This is a genomic window from uncultured Ramlibacter sp., from assembly GCF_936925435.1.
Taxonomy (GTDB): domain Bacteria; phylum Pseudomonadota; class Gammaproteobacteria; order Burkholderiales; family Burkholderiaceae_C; genus Ramlibacter.
Genome location: NZ_CAKZHQ010000024.1, coordinates 84,958 through 102,595 on the forward strand (window position 1 = coordinate 84,958; position 17,638 = coordinate 102,595).

The following is a 17,638-nucleotide window of genomic DNA, read 5'->3' on the forward strand; positions in this document are numbered from 1 at the left end:
AGCGTTGGAGAGACGCCGTGGCTGTCGAAGCGGCCACCGCTGCGCCGGGCTTCAGTTCAGCGGCATGGAATACGTGACGGCCACCTTTGGCTCGCCCGCGCGGTCCTTGCCCACGAAAAGAGTCACGCGCTGGCTCACCATCCCGGAGAGCAAGGCGCCGGCAAACGCACCAACAAGGTCCGCCGCCAGGTCCTTGCCCGAGAAGCCGTCCGGATGCTTTGTGCTCTTGTGGTTCGCATCGTAGAGTTCCTTGAGAATGCCTGGCACCAGGGCCATCCCTGTTCCCAGAGCGACCGAGTTCACGTCGGGCGCAATCCGCGCTGCGATTTGCTCACCGGCGATGCCCAGGGCGAAGGACACACCCAAATGCTTTGCCTTGTCGTCTTCCAGCGCATGCGCGCAGGGGGCGAGGGTTAGCAGGAGAGCCAGAGTTTTGAGCTTCAAGTGCATGGTAGGGCCGTTCAAGCAAGATATGAACCAGGAAAGTCGCGTGCGAGGTCACCGTCACCGGGAATTGCGGACCGGACGGGAGTTGCGCCGCCGCAATGGTATTCGACTTCCCCGCATGCGCCGGCCCCGCCCCCGAAGGCTCCAGTGACCCGGAATGCGGTGCTGTCCGACAGCGCAGGCCGCATGGCAGGCGAACAATGGTTCGCATGCCCGCACATCGCCTGAAGATCGGACTGTCGGCCTGCTTCTCGCACGCCGATCCGTCGCGCTCGCTGTTCACCAACAAGACCTTGCAGTACGTCGAGCAGTCCATCGCCCACTGGCTGATGTCGGCCGGCGCGATGGTGGTGATGGTGCCCTGCCCCACGGGCGAGACGGCGCGCGGCGACGTCAAGCTCTCGCACTACGCCGGCTGGCTCGATGGCGTGGTCATGCATGGCGGCGCCGATGTCTGGCCCGGCAGCTACGGCGAGGAGCCCTTGCGGGACGCCTGGATCGGCGACCGCATCCGCGACCTCTATGACCTGGCCCTGGTGGAGGCCTTCGCGCAGGAGGGGAAGCCCATCTTCGGCGTCTGCCGTGGCCTGCAGCTGATCAACGTGGCCTTCGGCGGCACGCTCTACCAGGACATCGCCACCCAGCACGACCACCCCGAGACGCTGCAGCATCGCGATGCCGAAACCTACGACCAGAACTTCCACGAAATCGACATTGTCCAAGGCTCGCGCCTGGGCGGGCTCTACCCCGGCGTGCAGCGCGCCCGCGTCAACAGCATCCACCATCAGGCGGTCAAGGGCTTGGCGCCGGAGTTTGATGTGGAAGCCTGGAGCGTGCCCGACCACATTCCCGAGGCGATCCGGCGGCGTGGTGGTGGCCGCAGCAAGGGCTACATCGCCGCCACCCAGTGGCACCCTGAGTTCTTGAAAGCCGGTGGCAACACGCTGGACGACATGCCCCTGCTGATGGACTTTCTGGCCGCCTGCAGCGCTGCCAAGGCGCGCACCCCGCCACCGCCGCGCAGCCTGCCCGGCCACATCCGTGACCGCGCCGCACGCCTGCTGCGCCAGGCCTTGCTGACCCGGCGCTGAGGTGGGCGCGCGCATGGCGCGCAAATTGCAGTCTGTTTTTCCTTGCTTGAATCCAAGGAGATTTTTGCCATGCGCTCGACCCGCCGCTTCTTCCTGCAAACCGTCGCCCTGCCGCTTGCTGCCTCCAGTGCCGGATTTGCCTTCGCCAAGGACCCCTTTCCCAGCCGGCCCATCAAGCTGCTCGTGGGTTTTGCCGCTGGTGGCCTGACCGATATCGCCGCGCGCGGTCTGGCGCAACGCATGAGCAAGACCCTGGGCCAGAACGTGCTGGTCGAGAACCGCCCGGGCGGCCAGACCATCATCGCCACGGTGGCGGGTGCCCGCGCGGAGCCGGACGGCTACACCCTGACCTTCGCCGGCACCAACGGCATGATCCTCAACCCGCTGCTTTACAACAACCTGCCGTACTCGCAGGCCGACTTCAAGTACCTGGGCTCCATGGGCCGCTCGCCCATGCTGCTGATCGTGCACAACGACCTGGGCGTGAACAACGTGCAGGAGTTCATCGCCCTGGCCAAGAAGAAGCCCGGCGACATCACCTGCGCCCATGCCGGCCACGGCGTCATCAACCACCTGGCGCTGCTGCACTTCCAGTCCAAGACCGGCACCAAATTCACCGACGTTCCCTACAAGGGCAGCGGCCCGGCCCTGATCGACCTGATGGCCGGCACGGTGCAGAGCACATTCGACTTCCCCACCTCCGCGCTGGGCGGCCTGCAGGCCGGCAAGTACAAGGCCCTGGCCGTCACCGCCGACAAGCGCCTGTCCAGCCTGCCCAACGTGCCGACCATGAAGGAGGCGGGCTTGCCCGGCTTCGAGCTCTACACCCGCATGATGATCTCCGGCCCGGCCAAGATGCCGGCGGACGTGGTGGCCACGCTGGAGAACGCCGTGCGCCTGGGCGCGCAGGACCCATCACTGGTGCAGCAGTTTGCCGACCAGGGCGTGACCGTGGAGTTCACCTCCTCGGCCGATCTCGAGAAGGTGGTGGTGCAGGAGTCTGCGCTGTGGCAGCAGGTGATCCAGTCCAACGCGATTCCCAAGACCGAGCTCAAGGGCTGAGCGTGGCGGCGGACAAGCCGACGCTGTCGATCACGCCGCACCGCGCGCTGATCGACGTCGAGCGCAGCATCCAGCTCGAGGGCTTCGCGCCCTACGCCTTCGTCACCGTGACGGCCGGCATGGACATGTGCGGCGCCCACTGGCGGTCGGAGTCCAGCTTTGTGGCTGGCCACGACGGCTGCCTCGACCTGCGAAGAGATGCTCCGGTGGCGGGTTCCTACGAGCGGCCCTCGGCCATGGGCGTGGTCTGGTCCATGGTCTGCACCGAGCCGCAAAAGCTCGTCTTCCCGCCCGACCGCACCGAGGCGCTGGCCGTGCGGTTGCATGCCGCGAGCGGTGGCGCCAGTGTGGAGGCCGGCTTCATCATGGAGTTTGCCGGCGAGGGTGTGACCCACCGCTGCGTGCGCGAAGAGGTCGATGGCATGACGGTGTCGGGCGAGCTGTTCACACCGGCCGGGCCGGGGCCGCATCCGCTGGTGATCTACATGAACGGCTCCTCGGGCGGCGTCAATGCGCCGCGGGCGGCCTTGTTCGCCTCGCGCGGCTACCAGTGCCTGGCGCTGGCCATCTTCAATTACGAGGGCCGGCCGCGTTACCTCAATGACATGCCGCTGGAATATTTTGAGCGCGCCTTGCAGTGGGCCCGCCGGACCCTGGTCCCGCGCGACGGCTTCGTCGCGCTGTCGGGCATCAGCCGCGGTGGCGAGACCGCGCTGCTGGTGGCATCCGAGTATCCGCAGCTGGTCAGCGCCGTCGTGGCCTACGTGCCATCGGCTGCCACGCACGGCGTGGTGAGCGCCGGCGCACCGGGGACCGGGCGCGATGCCCAGGTCTGGACGCGGGGTGGCCAGCCGCTGCCCCACCTGTGGCAGGACAACGCCCATGCCGACTGGGATGCGGCCTACGCCACGCAGCCTCCGTACCGCCAGACCCACGCCTTCCTGAGCGCCACGCGCGATGCGCAGGCGTTCGAGCGCGCGCGCATCCCGGTGGAACGCTTCCCCGGTCCGGCCATGCTGGTGAGCGCTTCAGACGATGGCTTCTGGCCCAGCACCGCTTACTCGGAAATGGTGGTGCGGAGCCGCCAGGCGCAGGGCTTGCCCACGCTGCACCATGTCTGCGAAGGCGCGGGCCACCACGTGCACTATCCCTGGCTGCCCGCCACCCTGATCAGCAAGCCACACGCCATGTCGGGCCTGTTGCTCGATGCCGGCGGCACGGCTGCGGCCAACGCGGCGGGCAACGCGCAGTCGTACCACGCTGTGCTGGCCTTCCTGGAAGAGGCGCGGTCCCTGCAGTCCGGTCAGGCCGGCTGAAGCGTCGCCCGGACTGCATACTGCGGACATGGACCACAAGTGGCTGGAAGATTTCGTCGTGCTCGCGCGCGAACGCAGCTTCTCCAAGGCGGCACTGGCCCGGCATGTGACGCAGCCTCAGTTTTCCCGACGCATCCGCGCGCTGGAAATGTGGGCCGGCGCCGAGCTGGTCAACCGCGCAGGCATCCCGCTCGCATTGACGCCTGCCGGTGAGGAGTTGCTGCCGGTGGCTCGGCGCACCGTGGGCAACCTGAGCGACACGCGCGCCCGCATCCGCCAGACCAGCCAGACCATGGACTGGGTGACGCTGGCCACCGGCCGCACGCTGTCGCGCACCACGGTCCCGGCCTGGATGACCAAAGTACGGCGCGAGACCAAGGGTCTGCGTCTGCGCATTGTCACGGGCTCCATCCATGAAGGCGCCACCCTGCTGGAGCAGGGCGGCGCCGATTTCCTGCTGGCATTCAGCCACCCCCGCTTGCCGCTTCTGCTGGACGACCAGCTGTTCGAAGGCATGGCCTTTGCCACCGACGAACTGGTGCCGGTCAGCGCGCCCCGCAACAACGGCAAGCCGGCGCACGACCTGCCGGGCACGGCCGGCAAGCCGGTGCATACCCTGGTCTATTCGCCCACATTGGCGCTGGCGCAGATCCTCCAGGACGGCCTGACGCGCATGCGCGCTGACTTGCACCTGTACCCGGTGACCGAATCGGACTTTGCCGAGTCCCTGCACGAGCAGGCCCTGGAGGGCGCCGGCCTGGCTTGGCTGCCGCGCGCGCTGGTGGCCAACGACCTGGCGGCCGGCAAGCTGGTGGCCGTGCGGGCGCAGGAGTTCAGCATCCGCTTCGAGATCCGCCTGTTCCGCCCGCGTCAGGCGCGCACCGCACTGGTGGACGGGATCTGGCGCATGAGCGCAGGCGGCTGAACGGCTCGCATGGGTGCATGCGTGATGCGCATGCCGCGGCGCGCGGCCTTGGACAGACTGGGCGCACCTCAACAGGAGCCCTTCGATGCCGACCATTTCACCATCCCTTCGCCGACTTCTCCTGGCCGCCGCCCTCGCGGCTGTCCTGCCCCTGCCGGTCCTGGCCCAGGCCTGGCCCATGGGCAAGCCCATCACCCTCCTGGTGGGCTATCCCGCTGGCGGCAGCGTCGACCTGGTGGCGCGCATCGTGGCCGAACCTCTGGCCAGGCGCCTGGGCACGCCGGTGGTCGTCGAGAACAACGCCGGTGCCGGCGGCACCATCGCCGCGCAGAAAGCGGTCAACGCCGCGCGCGACGGCTTCACCCTGCTGCTCGGATCGGGCAGCGAGATCTCGATCGCGCGCCTGTACAACACTGCCGTCAAGTACAACGGCGAAACCGACCTCAGCCACATCGGCATGATCGGCAGCACGCCCATGGTGTTCGTCGCTGGTCCGCAGGTCGGCGTCAAGACCATGGAAGAGGCCCTGGCCAAGGCCAGGCGCGAACCCAACAGACTCAACTTTGCCTCCTCCGGCGTCGGCACGCCGCTGCACGTCTCGGGCGAGCTGATCAACCTCAAGGCCGGTACGAGCCTGCGCCACGTGCCCTACCGCGGCGCGCCCCAGATGGTGCAGGACGTACTGGGTGGCAACATCGAGTTCGGCATGTTCGTGCTGTCCTCCGCCCTGCCGCACATCGAGGCCGGCAAGATGGTGGCCCTGGGCGTCACCACGCCGACGCGCTCGCGGGCCGCGCCGCAGATTCCCGCGCTGGCCGAGAACGCCCGGCTCAAGGGCTATGACATGAATGTCTGGTTCGGCCTGTTCGGGCCGGCCGGGCTGCCCGCCGCCACGACAGCTCGCCTGAACAAGGAACTCAACGAGGTGCTGCGCGACCAGGCCGTGTGGCAGAAGCTGCAAAAGGCCGGCGTCAGCAACGAGGGCGGCACGCCCCAACAGCTCAGTGCCTTCATCAAGACCGAGACGCAGCGCGTGCGCAGCGTGGTCACCCAGGCCGTGGCCACGGGGTCGTCGCAGTGACGCCGCCCGACCTCTCGGCCTGGGCCGCGGGTTCGGCGGACACGCCCTTCGTGCACGAGCGTGCCGGCGGCAGCCCCGGTCCGCAGGTGCTGGTGACGGCCCTGGTGCACGGCAACGAAATCTCCGGCGCCATCGCCGCCGGCGAACTGCTGGCCAGCGGTTGGCGCCCGGTATCGGGCCGCGTCACCGTGGCCTTCTGCAATACCGAGGCCTTCAGCCGCTTCGACGCGCAGGTGCCCGACGCCTCCCGCTTCGTGGACGAGGACATGAACCGCGTCTGGAGCCCGGACCGGCTGGACGGTGGCGGCACATCGGTGGAGCTTGCGCGCGCCCGCGCGCTGCGGCCTTTCGTGGACCGCTGCACCCACCTGCTGGACCTGCATTCCATGCATGAGCCTTGCGCGCCCCTGCTCATCACCGGCACCCTGCCGCGCAACATCGCATTCGCTCACGGTCTGCGCAGCGCCGGCCGCATCGTCATTGACCGGGGCCATGCGGACGGGACGCGCATGCGCGACTACGAGGGCGGCCCGGCGGGCGGCGGGCGCATCGCCCTGCTGCTGGAGGCCGGGCAGCACCTGGCGCCCGGCGCCGCCGTGGTGGCGCGCGACACGCTGGCCCGCTTTCTGGTGGCGGCGGGAAGCTGCGCCGTGGATGGCGTGCCGCAGGGATGGCTGCAGCCCGCCGCACCCGCCGCCGCGCCCGTCGTTGTCACGCACCAGGTGGTGGCGCGCGGCATGGACTTCCGCTTCCTGGGCTGCTTCAGCGGAGGCGAGGTCATCGCGCGCGCCGGCACGGCCATCGCGATGAACTGCGGCGAGCCGGTCCTCACGCCCTATGACGACTGCGTGCTGGTGATGCCGTCGCTGCGGCAGCTCCGCGCGGGCGTGACAACCGTGCGCCTGGGGCACGCGGCGCAAATGGACTGACGCACCCAAGGCCCGGGCGCCTGGCGGCGCTGGCACGCCCTTTGCATTGCAACTTGGATACAAGTTTGGATGCTCAAAGATGGTGCAAGCCGCAGTTTCCGCCGACGTCGTCTCTTCCGCTGCCGCCGCCCCCGTGCTGGGGCAGGCCTTGGCGGCCTGGATTGCGCGTGCGCCGGCTCCGCTGCGTGAGAGCGCCTCCGGTCCGCTGGACGGCCTGAGCTTTGCCGCCAAGGACAACATCGACGTTGCCGGCCTGCCGACCACGGCGGGTTGCCCGGCCTTTGCCTACGAGCCCCAGGCGCACGCCACCGTGGTGCGCAAGCTGCTCGGCGCCGGTGCGAGCCTGCATGGCAAGACCAATCTCGACCAGTTTGCCTGCGGCCTGAACGGCACGCGCTCGCCTTATGGCGCCGTGCCCAACGCCTTCAACCCGGCCTATGTCTCGGGCGGCTCCAGCTCCGGCTCGGCCTACGTGGTCGCGGCCGGCGAGGTGGACTTCGCCCTGGGCACGGACACGGCCGGCTCGGGCCGGGTGCCGGCCGGCTTGAACAACATCGTCGGCTTCAAGCCCAGCAAGGGTCTGATCAGCACCAGCGGCGTGCTGCCGGCGGCCCAGAGCGTGGACTGCGTCTCCATCTTCGCGCGCACCGTGGCCCTGGCGGCCCAGGTGCTGGAGGTGGCGGCTGGCTTCGACGACGCCGACCCCTATTCGCGCAAGCTGCAGATGGCCGACCGCGCCTTCCCGGCGGCCTTTCGTTTTGGTGTGCCTTCGCAACTGCAGTTTTTCGGTGATGCCCTGGCCGAGGCGGGCTTCCGGGATGCGGTCACGCGCCTGCGCGCCCTGGGCGGCACGCCGGTGCCGGTCAATTACGCCCCGCTGGCCGAGGCCGCGGCCCTGCTCTATGACAGCGCTCTGGTGGCCGAGCGCTACGTCGCCATCCGCGGTTTCTTCGACGGCCACGAAAACGAAGTGGTCGAGCCGGTGCGCAGCATCATCGCCAGCGGCTGGCAGTACACCGCCGCCGAGCTGTTCGAGGCGCAGACGCGCTTGCGCGCACTGGGCCAGCGCGCCGCCGCCATGTGGGACAGCATCGACGTGCTGCTGGTGCCCACGGCGCCCACCCACTACAGCATCGCCCAGATGCAGGCCGACCCGGTGGCGCTCAATCGCAACCTGGGCGTCTACACCAACTTCGTCAACCTGCTGGACTACGCCGCGCTGTCGGTGCCCAGCAGCATGCGGCCCGACGGCCTGCCCTTTGGCATCACCCTGGTCGCCCCGGCCGGCAGCGACTGGCAACTGGCTGAGCTGGGCCAGCGCTACCACCATGCCACCGGTCTGACCCAGGGCGCCACCGGCGCGCCGCTGCCCGCGCCCCAGCCTATCCCGGGTCTGCGGACCGAGCCCAGCGTGCGCGTCGCCGTGGTCGGCGCCCATCTGTCGGGAATGCCGCTCAATGGCCAGCTCACCGAGCGCGGCGCCACCCTGGTGGGCACGCAGCAGACGGCGCCCGACTACAAGTTCTTTGCCCTGCCAGGCACCACCCCGCCCAAGCCCGGCCTGCTGCGTGTGGCGCCCGGCACCGGTGCGCGCATCGCGCTGGAGATCTGGGAGATGCCGCTGCAGCACTACGGCTCGTTTGTCGCCTTGATCGCGGCGCCGCTGGGCATTGCCACGCTGGCGCTGGAGGGTGGCGGCAGCGTGCAGGGCTTTGTTTGCGAAGCGCAGGCCACTGCCGGCGCACAGGACATTTCGCATTTCGCCGGGTGGCGGGCCTATATCGCCTCACTCCAGAAGACCTGAGCCACCGCTGTCCCATCTCTGTTTCTTTCCCTTTCGCAGGAGCACCCCATGACCGACACCTTCAAGACCCCGTCCCGCCGCAAATTGCTGCAAGGCGGCGCCGCCGTCACCGCACTGGGCCTGTTGGGCGCCCCCGCCGTGCGGGCCCAGGCCGGTCCCAAGATCCGTATCGGTTACTGGCCGATCGCCGCCGGCCTGCCGTTCTACGCCGCGGTCGAACTGGGCTACTTCAAGGAAGCCGGTCTGAACGTCGAGGCCCTCAAGTTCGCGGGCGCCCAGCAGATCATGGAGGGCATGCTGTCCGACCGCTGCGACGGCAGCGCCAACGGCACGGGTTCGGCCAACATCGCCATCGGCGAGATCGCCCAGCCTGGCAGCTTCAAGATCTTCTGCTCCAACCCCAGCAACGTGAAGAACGTGCTCGACGAGGTCATCGTGCCGGCCAACAGCACGGCCAAGGTCATGGCCGACCTCAAGGGCAAGCGCGTGGGCTCCGGACCCGGCATCCAGAACGTGACCCTGGCCAAGACCGTGCTCGAGCGCGGCGGCGCCACCGGCGCCACCGTGGTGGAGCTGCCGATCGGCCAGCACGTCGCCGCCCTGGCCGCCGGCCAGCTCGATGGCTGCTACACGCTGGAGCCCACCGGCACCATCGGCCGCCTCAACGGCACGACCAAGGTACTGGAGGCCGGCGTCATCTCCAAATACGTGCTGGGCGACGCGATGGCGCCCTGGTTCGGCGGCTCCGCTTCCCTGACCTCGGCCTTCATCAAGGCCCATCCGGCCGAAGCCAAGAAGTTCATCACCGCTTACGGCAAGGGCGTGAGCTACGTGCGCACCAAGTCCGCCGAGGCGCGCCAGTACCTCAAGGGCTATACCGCCATCGAGGGCGCGCTCACCAGCGAGGTGCCGCTGGCCGCCTACATGATGTACGACGAGTTCAAGCCCGCCGACGTCGCCCACTTCCAGAAGTTCTTCGACCTGTTCTCCGAAAAAGGCATCTTCACCTCGCGCCTGATGGTGGATTCGATGCTCTACAAGGGCTGAACGCCATGGACGCCTCCACCCCCGTCACGGCAGCCGCCGCCCCAGCGGTGGCGGCGCCCAAACCATGGACGCCGCCGGCGGCCAATGCCACCGTGGCGCCGCGCGCGCCCGCCTACGACAAGATCCTGCCCTTCATCGGCCCGGTCGTGCTCTTCATCATCTGGGACCTGGCTGTGCGTGGCGGCTTCATCAAGGCCATCTTGCTGCCGCCGCCGCTGGACGCGCTGGGCACCCTGGTCAGCGGCCTGGCCGGCGGTCCCCTGCTCAAGGATTTCATGGTCACGGTCTGGCGCACGGTCCAGGCCTTCCTGATCGCCGCCGCCGTCGGCATGCCCCTGGGCGTGCTGCTGGGCAGCAACGAGAAGGCCTACCGCAGCGTGGAGTTCCTGATCGACTTCTTCCGCTCCACGCCCTCGTCGGCCCTGATCCCGCTGTTCCTGATGATCTTCGGCGTGTCGGACATCAACAAGGTGGCGATCGCCGCTTTCGGCGCCTTCCTCATCGTGGTGTTCAACAGCGCCTACGGCGTCATCAACGCGCGCAAGCAGCGGGTGATGGCGGCCAAGGTCATGGGCGCCACGCGCTGGCAGGTCTTCAAGGACGTGCTGATCTGGGAGAGCCTGCAGCCCAGCTTCGTCGGCCTGCGTTCGGCCGTGTCCATGGCCCTGGTCATCGTCATCGTCGCCGAGATGTTCATCGGCGCCGACAGCGGACTGGGCAACCGCATCATCAACTCGCAGCAGGTGATGAACGTCAAGGACATGTACGCCTCCATCCTGGCCGCAGGCGCCCTGGGCTATGCCCTGAATATTTTGTTTCTCGTTGCCGAACGCAAGATCGTGCATTGGAGCGGAAGATGAATGCAGTCCTCAATGGCCCGGTCTTCGCCGACGTCCCGGTGCCGGAATTCGTGCCCGGCCCGGCCGGCACCCACATCACGATCCGTGGCCTGACCAAGTACTTCGCCGGCTGGCCGCTGTACGAGAACTTCGACCTCGACATCCCCAAGCACAAGATCGTCTCGGTCTTTGGCCCCAACGGCTGCGGCAAGAGCACGCTGATCAACATGATCGCCGGGCTCATCCCCATCGACAGCGGCGAGATCCTGTTCGACGGCAAGTCGCTCAAGGACACCAAGATCGGCTACGTCTTCCAGAACTACCGCGAAGCGATGTTCCCCTGGATGCGCACCATCGACAACATCGCCTACCCGCTCAAGCTCGAGGGCAAGTCCAAGGCCGAGGTCGACCGGCGCATGGCCGAACTGGTGGCGTCCTTCGACGTCAAGTTCGACCTCAACCGCTTCCCCTACGAGCTGTCGGGCGGCCAGCAGCAGACCGCCTCCATCATGCGGGCGCTGGCGCCCAAGCCCGAGGTGCTGTTCCTGGACGAGCCCTTCTCGGCGCTGGACTTCGAGATGACGCTGTTCATCCGCGAGAAGCTGCAAGAGGTGTTCATGCAGACCGGCACCACCATGCTGCTGGTCTCGCATGACCTGGAAGAGGCGGTCTACCTGGCCGACCAGGTGCTGCTGCTGACCAAGCGGCCCACCCGGGTCGCCGAGATCCTGCCTTATGGCGACGCCCGGCCGCGCACGGTGGACACGCTGTCCGAGGCCAGCTTCATCACCACCAAGAAGAAAAGCCTGGAAATCTTCCAGCGCGAAGTGAGGCGCTGATGAACGAGACCCAGGTCCTGGCCTATGTGAAGGCGGCGGCAGTCGCGCTGGCCCTGCCGCTGGACGACGCGCAGGCCTTGCGCGTGGCAGCGCACTTCGCGCGCAGCGCCGCCATGGCGGCCCAGCTGGAGAACGAGGCGGGTCTGGGCGAGGCCGATGAGCCCGCCCAGGTTTATGTGCCAAAACCCTTTCCAGCCCCCGAGCAAAGGGCCTGATCAGCTATGAAAACAATAGCAGATCCGGCTCTTCTGGCCCATGCCATCGCCAGCGGCGAGCTGTCGGCGCTGGAGGCACTTGAGGCCTGCATCGAGCGCATCGAGGCAACGGATGGTCGCGTCAATGCCTTCACCGGCAAGTGCTATGAGCGCGCCCGCAGCGAGGCCAGCGCCATCGACGCGCGGCGCGCCCGCGGAGAGACCTTGCCGCCGCTGGCCGGCGTGCCCTATGCGGTGAAGAACCTGTTCGACATCGCCGGCGAGGTCACCCTGGCCGGCTCGAAAATCAACGGCGAGAACCCGCCAGCGCGCGAGGACGCCTTCCTGGTCCAGCGCATGCAAGCGGCCGGCGCGGTGCTGGTGGGCTCGCTCAACATGGACGAGTACGCCTACGGCTTCACCACCGAGAACACGCACTACGGTCCCTGCCACAACCCGCACGACCTGGCGTGCATCGCCGGCGGCTCCTCGGGCGGCTCGGGCGCGGCGCTGGCGGCCGGCCAGGTGCCCATCACCCTGGGCTCGGACACCAACGGCTCGATCCGCGTGCCCGCCTCCTTGTGCGGCGTCTGGGGCCTCAAGCCCACCTTCGGCCGGCTGTCGCGGCGCGGCAGCTACCCCTTCGTTCACAACATCGACCACCTCGGGCCTTTTGCCGGTTCGGCCCAGGGCCTGGCCCTGGCCTACGACGCGCTGCAGTCGCCCGACCCGCTGGACCCGGGCTGCCACGCGCAGTACGTGCAGCCTGTCATGCCCACGTTGGGCCGGGGCGTCGAAGGTCTGCGCATCGGCGTGCTCGACGGCTGGTTCGAGGACAACGCCACCGCGCCGGCGCGCTCCGTGGCCCAGGCCGCCGCCCGCGCCCTGGGCGCCAGTGCCAGCGTGCACTGGCCCGATGCGGCGCTGGCCCGTGCCGCCGCTTTCATCATCAGCGCGGCCGAGGGCGGCACGCTGCACCTGGCCGACCTGCGCAAGCGCGCCGCCGACTTCGAGCCGCTGTCGGTCGACCGCTTCATTGCCGGCGCGTTGCAGCCCGGGGCCTGGTATGTGCAGGCCCAGCGCTTTCGCCGTGCCTACCGCGACAAGGTCAATGCCCTGTTCGGGCAGTGGGACCTGCTGATCGCCCCGGCCACGCCGGTGCCGGCCACCGAGATCGGCACCGAATGGCTGGAGCTGGGCGGCCAGCAGTTCCCGGCGCGCGCGGCCATGGGTTTGATGACCCAGCCCATCTCCTTTGCCGGCTGCCCGGTGGCCGTCGCCCCGATGTGGCCCGAAGGAACGAAGGGCATGCCTTTGGGCGTGCAACTGATTGCCGCGCCCTGGCGCGAAGACCTGTGCCTGCGTGCCGCCGCGGTGCTGCAGCACGCCGGCCTGGCCCACTTGAAGGAAGCAAAGCTGTGATGGAGATCAACCTGCCCGAGGTGCTGGCCGAAATGACGGCGCAGTTCCAGCGCTATGAGAAGGCGCTGACCGGCAACGACGTGGCCGTGCTCGACGAGCTGTTCTGGGACAGTCCGCACACCCTGCGTTACGGCGCCACCGAAAACCTCTACGGCTACGACGAGATCCAGGCCTTCCGCGCCGGCCGGCCCTCGGCCGGGCTGGAGCGCACTCTGCTCAAGACGGTCATCACAACGTACGGCCGTGACTTCGCCACCGCCAACTGCGAGTTCCAGCGCGCCGGCAGCGCCAAGACCGGCCGCCAGAGTCAGACCTGGTTGCGCACACCGCAGGGCTGGCGCGTCGTCGCCGCCCACGTCAGCCTGCTGGGCTGAGGACCACGCCATGCACACACCCGATCGCACCCGCCGCCTGCTGCTGCAGTCGCTTGCCGCCACCGCGAGCGGCGCCTTGCCGTTCGCTGCCCGCGCCGCCGAGAACTGGCCCGCGCACGCCGCCAAGCTGGTCATCCCCTTCCCGGCCGGCGGCGCCACCGACTACGCGGCCCGCGCCATCGGCACGGCCCTGTCCCAGCTGTGGGGCCAGAGCGTGGTGTTCGACAACCGCGCGGGCGCGGGCTCGACCATCGGCACCGAGTTCGGCGCCAAGAGCGCGCCCGACGGCTACACCCTGGTGATGGGCATTCCGGCGGGCGTGAGCATCGCGCCCCACATCTATCCCAAGCTGGGCTACAAGCCGCTGGTCGACCTGCTGCCCGTGGCCGGCTTCGCCACCTCGCCCCTGGTCGTGGTCGTGCCGGCCAACTCGCCGTTCAAGAGCTTCGCCGAACTGGTGGCCCACGCCAAGGCCCATCCCGGCAAGCTCAGTTATGCCTCCAATGGCAGCGGCTCGCTGCCGCACCTGACCATGGAGTGGTTCCTGTCCAAGGCCGGCCTGCGCATGGCCCATGTGCCTTACCGCGGCAGCGCCCAGGCCCTGCCCGACCTGATCGCCGGGCGCACCGACGTCATGATGGACATCATCGTCTCGGCCCTGCCTCTGATCGAGGGCGGCAAGCTGCGCGTGCTGGCCGTCACCGGCGCGCAGGAGACCACGCGCCTGCCGGGCGTGCCCACCATCGCCGCCATGGGCTACCCGGGCTTTGCCTCCGACCAGTGGTACGGCCTGTTCGTGCCGGCCGGCACCGCGCCGGCCATCGTGCGCAAGATCGAGGCCGACATCCAGACCGTCAGCGCCGATTCGCGCACCCGCGCCCAGATGTGGCAGCGCGGCGCCGAGATCCGCTACCAGAGCGCCAAGCCCTTCGCCGACATGGTGCGCGCCGACTCGCAGCGCTGGGCCGCGATCGCCAAGGCCACCGACGCGCGCGCCGAGTGAGCACCACGCCTTTCTTCCCCACCCCCGACCACAACCCCCGGAGAGCTCCCATGAACAGTCTCAACCGCCGCGATTCCCTCAAGACCCTGGCCGCGCTCGGTGCCGCCGGGACCGTGCCCTTCGCCTTCGCGCAAAAGCCCATCACCGTGGGCGTGATCTACGTCGGCCCGCGCGACGACTACGGCTACAACCAGGCCCAGGCCGAAGCGGCTGCCGCGCTCAAGAAGATGCCGGGCGTCAAGGTGGTGGAAGAAGAGAACGTGCCCGAGACCGCGGCCGTGCAAAAGACCATGACCGGCATGATCGCGCAGGACGGCGCCTCCCTGGTCTTCCCCACCTCCTTCGGCTACTTCGACCCCCACATGCTGGCCGTGGCCGCCAAGTACCCCGACGCGCGCTTCGCCCATTGCGGTGGCATGTGGACCGAGGGCAAGCACCCCAAGAACACGGCCAGCTTCTTCGGCTACATCGACGAGTGCCAGTACCTCAACGGCGTCATTGCCGGCCACATGAGCAAGAGCGGCAAGATCGGCTTCATCGCCGCCAAGCCCATCCCGCAGGTGCTGCGCAACATCAACGCCTTCACCATGGGCGCGCGCTCGGTCAAGCCGGGCATCACCACCAGCGTGATCTTCACCGGTGACTGGTCGATGCCGGTCAAGGAAGCCGAGGCCACCAACAGCATGGCCGACCAGGGCGTGGACGTCTTCACCATGCACGTGGACGGCCCCAAGGTCATCGTCGAGACCGCCGCCAAGCGCGGCAAGATGGTCTGCGGCTACCACGCCAGCCAGGCCAAGCTGGCACCCCAGGCCTACCTGACCGGCGCCGAGTGGAACTGGCTGACCGCCTACACCACCTTCATCGACGCAGCCCGCGCCGGCAAGCCGCATCCGAACTTCGTGCGCGGCGGCCTCAAGGAAGGCTTCGTCAAGATGTCGGCCTACGGCCCGGCCGTGACCGACGCCGCCAAGAAGCAGGCCGACGGCATCAAGGCGCAGATGATCGCCGGCAAGTTCGACATCTTCAAGGGCCCGCTCAAGGACAACAAGGGCAAGGAAGTCATTGCCAGCGGCAAGAGCTTCAAGCAGACCGACCTGGATCTGGAAAAGATGAACTACCTGGTCGAAGGCGTCAACGGTTCGATCTGAATGACCCCCACGCTCCGCACTACGTGTCGTCGCTGCCCCCCGAGGGGGCCTTCGCGCCTTGGGGCGGCCCAGCGGCGCTCACATCCCGGAAGCTAACAATGCGTTCCACGCTTGCCAACATCCTGCTGCCGGTTGCAGCCATCGCGGCGGCGCTGCTGCTGTTCGGGCTGTTCATGAGTTTTTCCGGGGCCGACCCGGTGCAGGTCTGGCTGCTGCTGTTCAAGGGCGCCTTCGGCGACTGGTTCTCCTGGCAGAACACGCTGCAGCGGGCCGCGCCGCTGATGCTCACCGCCCTGTGCGTGGCCATTCCGGCGCGCGCCGGGCTGACGGTGATCGGCGGTGAGGGCGCCCTGGTGCTGGGCGGCCTGGCCTGCGCCTGGCTGGCCCAGGCCGTGGCCCTGCCGCAGAACATGGCCGGCACGGTGATCGTCTGCATCGCCGGCGCCATCGCCGGCGCGCTGTGGGTCGCCCTGGCCGGCTGGCTGCGCCAGTACCGCGGCATCAACGAGACCATCTCCAGCCTGCTACTGGCCTATGTCGCCATCGGCCTGTTCAAGCACATGGTGGAAGGGCCGCTGCGCGACCCCTCCAGCCTGAACAAGCCCTCGACCTTCGCTCTGGCCGAGGGCATGCGCATCGGCGGCATCGGCGGCTCCGACGTGCACTGGGGCCTTGTCATCGGCGTCATCGCCTGCATCGCGTCCGCCCTGTGGCTGCGCCTGACGCCTTCGGGCTTCTCGGTGCGCGTGGTTGGCGGCAACCCGCGTACGGCGCAGCTGGTGGGCCTGCCCGCCTCCCGCCTGATCCTGCTGGCCTGCGCCCTGGGTGGCGCGGCCGCCGGCCTGGCCGGCGCCGTGGAAGTGGCGGCGGTGCACACCAGCGCCAACGCCTCGCTCATCGCCGGCTACGGCTATGCCGGCATCCTGGTGGCCTTCATCGCCCGCCAGCATCCGCTGGCCGTGATCCCGGTGGCCATCCTGTTCGGCGGCTTCGGCGCGGCCGGCAGCTTGCTGCAGCGCCGCCTGGGCCTGCCCGATGCCTCGGTGTTGCTGCTGCAGGGCATCGCCTTCGTCCTGATCCTGGCCAGCGAGGCGCTGCGCGACGTCGACTGGAAGGCCGTCTGGGCCCGACTGGTCAAAACCGCGGGCCCCAGCCCCGCGCAAACCGCCATGGGAGACAAGATCGCATGACTGCTGACCAGTGGATCGCATTCCTTGCCGGTATCGGCGGCGGCGCCCTGCGCGTGGGCGCGCCCTTTCTCTTCGTCAGCCTGGGTGAATGCCTGACCGAGAAGTCCGGCCGCATCAACCTGGGCCTGGAGGGCGTGCTGGTGTTCTCGGCGATGGCGGCCTTCGGCGCCTCGTATCTGAGCGGCTCGGCCTGGGTCGGCGTGCTGGTGGCAGCGGCCACCGGCGCGGCGCTGGCGGCGCTGCACGGTGTGTTGTGCTCGCTGCCCCGCGTCAACGACATCGCCACCGGCATCGCCCTGATGCTGCTGGGCATGGGCCTGGCCTTCTACCTGGGCAAGCCGCTGATCCAGCCGCAGGCGCCACAGCTGCCCTCCATCGCCCTGGGCAACTGGAGCGATTCGGCCGCCGTGCGCTCGGCCCTGCAGATCAACGCCCTGGTGCCCATCGGCGTGGCCCTGGCCGTGGCCATGTGGTGGTTCTTCGCCAACACCCGCGCCGGCCTGCTGGTGCGCATGGCGGGCGACTCGGCCAACGCCACGCGGGCGCTGGGCTACTCGGTCTCGGGCATCCGCATCGCCGCGACGGCCGCTGGCGGCATGGTCGCCGGCCTGGGCGGCGCCTGCCTGACCCTGTTCTATCCGGGCAGCTGGAACGAGGGCATCTCCAGCGGCCAGGGTCTGATCGCGGTGGCGCTGGTGATCTTCGCGCGCTGGAGCCCGCTGCGCTGCGTCGGCGCGGCCCTGCTGTTCGGCGGCGCCGGTGCGGTCGGTCCAGCCCTGCAGTCGGCCGGCATCGGCTGGGGCTACCACCTGTTCAATGTCGTGCCCTATGTGCTCACCCTGCTGATCCTGGTGATCACCTGCAAGCCCGGCGTGGTGATCGCTGGCAGTCCGGGCGAGCTCTCGTCCACCCGCTGAAGGAGAA

18 protein-coding genes are annotated in these 17,638 nt (G+C 68.8%); 17 read left to right on the forward strand and 1 reads right to left on the reverse strand.

The window, feature by feature from the left end:
• Window positions 1–51 precede the first annotated feature (51 nt).
• Entirely contained in the window at window positions 52–444 is a 393-nt protein-coding gene (locus Q0632_RS12675; protein WP_298930239.1) for a hypothetical protein, read from the reverse strand.
• A 212-nt stretch (window positions 445–656) separates the two neighbouring features.
• Between Q0632_RS12675 and Q0632_RS12680 the strand changes: the two genes are divergently transcribed.
• The 17 genes from Q0632_RS12680 (at window position 657) to Q0632_RS12760 (ending at window position 17,631) form a co-directional block, all read left to right on the forward strand.
• Window positions 657–1,538, forward strand: coding sequence for a gamma-glutamyl-gamma-aminobutyrate hydrolase family protein (locus Q0632_RS12680; protein WP_298930242.1), 882 nt, complete (start codon window positions 657–659; stop codon window positions 1,536–1,538).
• Window positions 1,539–1,607: 69 nt separating this feature from the next.
• Window positions 1,608–2,600: a tripartite tricarboxylate transporter substrate binding protein gene (locus Q0632_RS12685; RefSeq protein ID WP_298930245.1), complete on the forward strand. Its 993-nt coding sequence runs from the start codon at window positions 1,608–1,610 to the stop codon at window positions 2,598–2,600.
• 2 nt (window positions 2,601–2,602) lie between these two features.
• The gene (locus Q0632_RS12690) at window positions 2,603–3,916 is read left to right on the forward strand and encodes an alpha/beta fold hydrolase (protein ID WP_298930248.1); all 1,314 of its coding nucleotides are present in this window, start codon (window positions 2,603–2,605) and stop codon (window positions 3,914–3,916) included.
• Window positions 3,917–3,944: 28 nt separating this feature from the next.
• The gene (locus Q0632_RS12695; protein ID WP_298930251.1) at window positions 3,945–4,841 is read left to right on the forward strand and encodes a LysR family transcriptional regulator; all 897 of its coding nucleotides are present in this window, start codon (window positions 3,945–3,947) and stop codon (window positions 4,839–4,841) included.
• Between the two features lie 85 nt (window positions 4,842–4,926).
• Window positions 4,927–5,922: a tripartite tricarboxylate transporter substrate binding protein gene (locus Q0632_RS12700; protein WP_298930254.1), complete on the forward strand. Its 996-nt coding sequence runs from the start codon at window positions 4,927–4,929 to the stop codon at window positions 5,920–5,922.
• Window positions 5,919–6,851, forward strand: coding sequence for a succinylglutamate desuccinylase/aspartoacylase family protein (locus tag Q0632_RS12705; protein ID WP_298930257.1), 933 nt, complete (start codon window positions 5,919–5,921; stop codon window positions 6,849–6,851). Before Q0632_RS12700 ends, Q0632_RS12705 begins: the two co-directional genes overlap by 4 nt.
• Window positions 6,852–6,930: 79 nt before the next feature.
• Window positions 6,931–8,655, forward strand: coding sequence for an allophanate hydrolase (gene atzF / locus Q0632_RS12710; protein ID WP_298930260.1), 1,725 nt, complete (start codon window positions 6,931–6,933; stop codon window positions 8,653–8,655).
• A gap of 48 nt (window positions 8,656–8,703) precedes the next feature.
• Window positions 8,704–9,702, forward strand: a complete 999-nt coding sequence (locus Q0632_RS12715; protein ID WP_298930266.1) for an ABC transporter substrate-binding protein — start codon at window positions 8,704–8,706, stop codon at window positions 9,700–9,702.
• Between the two features lie 5 nt (window positions 9,703–9,707).
• Complete coding sequence (locus Q0632_RS12720) at window positions 9,708–10,562, forward strand: ABC transporter permease (protein ID WP_298930269.1); 855 nt, start codon at window positions 9,708–9,710, stop codon at window positions 10,560–10,562.
• A complete protein-coding gene (locus tag Q0632_RS12725; RefSeq protein ID WP_298930272.1) occupies window positions 10,559–11,380 on the forward strand; it encodes an ABC transporter ATP-binding protein in 822 nt (273 codons plus the stop codon). The genes Q0632_RS12720 and Q0632_RS12725 overlap by 4 nt, the downstream gene beginning before the upstream one ends.
• Window positions 11,380–11,595: an AtzG-like protein gene (locus tag Q0632_RS12730; protein ID WP_298930274.1), complete on the forward strand. Its 216-nt coding sequence runs from the start codon at window positions 11,380–11,382 to the stop codon at window positions 11,593–11,595. The genes Q0632_RS12725 and Q0632_RS12730 overlap by 1 nt, the downstream gene beginning before the upstream one ends.
• Window positions 11,596–11,601: 6 nt before the next feature.
• Window positions 11,602–12,996 carry an AtzE family amidohydrolase gene (locus Q0632_RS12735; RefSeq protein WP_298930283.1) on the forward strand — a complete coding sequence of 465 codons (1,395 nt, stop codon included), beginning with the start codon at window positions 11,602–11,604 and terminating at the stop codon, window positions 12,994–12,996.
• Window positions 12,996–13,370 carry an oxalurate catabolism protein HpxZ gene (gene hpxZ / locus Q0632_RS12740; RefSeq protein ID WP_298930286.1) on the forward strand — a complete coding sequence of 125 codons (375 nt, stop codon included), beginning with the start codon at window positions 12,996–12,998 and terminating at the stop codon, window positions 13,368–13,370. Before Q0632_RS12735 ends, hpxZ begins: the two co-directional genes overlap by 1 nt.
• 10 nt (window positions 13,371–13,380) lie before the next feature.
• Window positions 13,381–14,373, forward strand: coding sequence for a tripartite tricarboxylate transporter substrate binding protein (locus Q0632_RS12745; protein WP_298930291.1), 993 nt, complete (start codon window positions 13,381–13,383; stop codon window positions 14,371–14,373).
• Window positions 14,374–14,423: 50 nt separating this feature from the next.
• The gene (locus Q0632_RS12750) at window positions 14,424–15,524 is read left to right on the forward strand and encodes a BMP family ABC transporter substrate-binding protein (RefSeq protein WP_298930294.1); all 1,101 of its coding nucleotides are present in this window, start codon (window positions 14,424–14,426) and stop codon (window positions 15,522–15,524) included.
• Window positions 15,525–15,622: 98 nt separating this feature from the next.
• Window positions 15,623–16,714: an ABC transporter permease gene (locus Q0632_RS12755; protein ID WP_298930297.1), complete on the forward strand. Its 1,092-nt coding sequence runs from the start codon at window positions 15,623–15,625 to the stop codon at window positions 16,712–16,714.
• Entirely contained in the window at window positions 16,711–17,631 is a 921-nt protein-coding gene (locus tag Q0632_RS12760; RefSeq protein ID WP_298930300.1) for an ABC transporter permease, read from the forward strand. The genes Q0632_RS12755 and Q0632_RS12760 overlap by 4 nt, the downstream gene beginning before the upstream one ends.
• Window positions 17,632–17,638: the final 7 nt, after the last annotated feature.